Annotated in this window: 2 protein-coding genes and 1 pseudogene; 2 read left to right on the top strand and 1 reads right to left on the bottom strand. The window is 44.0% G+C overall.

Annotated elements, in window-relative coordinates; all coding sequences use genetic code 11:
- Positions 1-53 precede the first annotated feature (53 nt).
- Positions 54-467 (bottom strand): annotated as a pseudogene (locus HWQ38_RS01145) (AIPR family protein); the annotation flags it as partial.
- A 513-nt stretch (positions 468-980) separates the two neighbouring features.
- On the opposite strand from HWQ38_RS01145, the gene HWQ38_RS01140 reads away from it, so the two are divergent.
- Positions 981-2,186 (top strand): DUF4336 domain-containing protein, encoded by a 1,206-nt coding sequence (locus HWQ38_RS01140; RefSeq protein WP_292789354.1) that lies wholly within the window; start codon positions 981-983, stop codon positions 2,184-2,186.
- Between the two features lie 150 nt (positions 2,187-2,336).
- Positions 2,337-2,540, top strand: a complete 204-nt coding sequence (locus tag HWQ38_RS01135; protein WP_292789348.1) for a hypothetical protein — start codon at positions 2,337-2,339, stop codon at positions 2,538-2,540.
- Positions 2,541-2,623: the final 83 nt, after the last annotated feature.

Raw genomic sequence — 2,623 nt, 5'->3', positions numbered from 1 at the left:
ATGGTGAGGCGATTGGCATAAAATTTGACCCCTCAAAACTTTTCAAACACCCTCTTAGCCTCGTCTTCCGAGAGTCCGATGTGGATGGTAACTTTTACCCTAGCTTGAGTTAGGTCGTATTTGTAGGTTTTCGCTTGCTCAAATGCTAAAACTGTATGCCCTCCGTTGATAATCCCATCACTACCTCCCTCATTAGCTTCTAAAATTTCTAGTTCGAGTGAGGTTTTGCTTGGTTTAACTTTATTGGCTGACAGAACGATTCCACTGTGACGGGAGAAGAACTTTTCGGGTTGAGTAGTCAGTGAGTCGAAGACTTGTCTGTAGGTGGCGCTTTTGCGGTTTGGTTCCCTGATGTTCGGTTCTAGGGGGAGGTCTGTTGGGAAGGTGTCTACATGGGCAGTGGCGATGATGCAGTTGGGGTTGGCTTGAATATAGTTATCTATCTTAATATTCCAAGTCTTGGGCATAGTTTATTTCTTGATGGAGGTAAATTATTATATGTTAACTGTGCTGTATTCTTAATAGCTCAGGGGAAAAGTAGCGTTTGATGAGTTGACCCACCTAAATAAATGCACAATTCTGGCAAAAATATCGTGATTTTGAGGCATCTAAATAGTAGAGTTGCCGGAAAGTCGGGACTAAAATCGCTGAAAGGCTTAAGGAGTCTAGATTTCAATAATTTTGGTCAGAAATTACTAAAAAGTTTACTACAAGCAGATTTCAAGGATTTTTGAGATAATTACCCAACAAGTCTAGTATGTACTCCTGTTGAGCTTCTTGGATTCGTAAAAGATTTTTAAATTATCATGATTAGAAACAAATCCAAAAAGCTCGAAAACCATTTATCAATTAAATTAACTTAACGTGTGCTTCCGCTAAAAACTCACTTAATATTAGAAATTGTAAAGAAGCACAAAGTGAATGGGACGACGATGAACTCACTTGGATCTAAGTCGAGGGTAGAACTACTTGATCAAGGGATGTATCCTTTGACCGACCCAAAAGACTGGTCATGGCCATTCTGGGCTGCTGTGCCACTCTACCCCTACGGCAGACGGCGGACGCTTCGCAAGGAAATAGTTGAGGACACTATCTGGACATTCGATCAGCTTCATGGCATTCTCTACACCATCGTGCCAATTCGCATGACTATCGTCAAGCTCGCTGCTGGAGGGCTTCTGGTCTATGCACCCGTTGCTCCAACAACTGAGTGTGTCCGCTTGGTTAATGAGTTGGTAGCAAAGCACGGTGAAGTTAAGTACATCCTACTGCCAACCAGTTCTGGTCTGGAGCATAAAGTCTTCGTTGGCCCCTTTTCCAGACGTTTCCCTCAAGCACAAGTCTTTGTTGCGCCGCACCAGTGGAGTTTCCCGTTCAACCTGCCCCTTAGTTGGCTAGGCTTTCCCCAAAAGCGAACTCAAGAACTTCCAGACGACTCAAGCCTTGCTCCCTTCGCTTATGAGTTTGACTATGCAATATTGGACATCAACCTGGGACGAGGTTCTTTTGTAGAAGTTGCAGTGTTTCACAAGCAGACGCGCACTCTGCTTGTAACTGATTCTATAATTTCTGTTCCAGTTGACCCGCCGGAAATCGTTCAATTAGATCCTTATCCATTACTGTTTCATGCAAGAGACAATGCCTTGGAGGTCATCGAGGACAATGAAGATAACCGTCGCAAGGGATGGCAACGCATTTCATTGTTTGCACTTTACTTGCGTCCTAGTGCGCTGGAAGTTGCTCCAATCGGGCAGATGTTTCGTGATGCTCTCAAAGCACCACAGCGAACGCTAAAAACCTATTTTGGTTTATTTCCTTTTCGCTGGCAAGAAACTTGGAAGCAGGCATTCGATGCTTTACGAGGTCAGGGAAGGCCATTTGTCGCACCGATTCTGCAAATCCTTATTCTTCCCCAAGCGCCAAGACAAGTCCTCAACTGGGCTGATAAAGTTGCAATGTGGGATTTTCAGCAGATTATTCCCTCTCACTTTGACTCGCAAATGAAAGCAAATCCGCGTCAATTTCGGCAAGCATTTGCTTTCCTTGAGAAAAATCCCTCTGTCAGTCAGGAATCTTCTTCTAACGAAAACCAGCCTCTGTTGGAGGAAGACTTAAGATTTATTAAGGAACTTGAAGCGGGTCTAGTTAAGCGCGGTATTGCAACGCCAGCTAAAGAGAAGGTCTAATCAACATCCTAGCTCTAAAGACGCCCAGTTGTGCATTAGTGCCAGCGTATAATTTATTAAATTTTTTATGCCCATTTTGATACCATCAGTGCTTTTATCAAGAGCTTACGAGGTTCTGACCCAGATGCAGCACTCTACTGGCTAGCCAAAATGGTTTATGCCGGTGAAGACCCACGTTTCATTTTCCGTCGGATGTTAATTCTTGCTAGCGTTGATGTCGGATTAGCTGACCCACAAGCAGTTGTCGTTATAAATGCTTGTGCCGAAGCCTTTGATCGCGTGGGAATGCCGTCAGGACGTTATCATTTGGCGCAGGCAGTACTTTATGGGAGCAACTGCACCAAAGTCCAATAGCCTGATGGGTTTTTTTGACGCTTTAGCCGCAGTAGAAATTGAAAATGTTGCAGAAGTTCCCACTCATCTTAAAGATGCCAATC

This window comes from Nostoc sp. NMS7 (genome assembly GCF_017115085.1).
GTDB lineage: Bacteria > Cyanobacteriota > Cyanobacteriia > Cyanobacteriales > Nostocaceae > Nostoc.
Note: the sequence above shows the minus strand (reverse complement) of the source record. Positions and strands in the feature narration are given on the sequence as shown.

What these genes read in the sequence shown, in the direction of transcription:
- HWQ38_RS01135 (WP_292789348.1), top strand. Translation starts at nt 2,337, where the DNA reads ATGGTTTATGCCGGTGAAGACCCACGTTTCATTTTCCGTCGGATGTTA.
- HWQ38_RS01140 (WP_292789354.1), top strand. Translation starts at nt 981, where the DNA reads ATGTATCCTTTGACCGACCCAAAAGACTGGTCATGGCCATTCTGGGCT.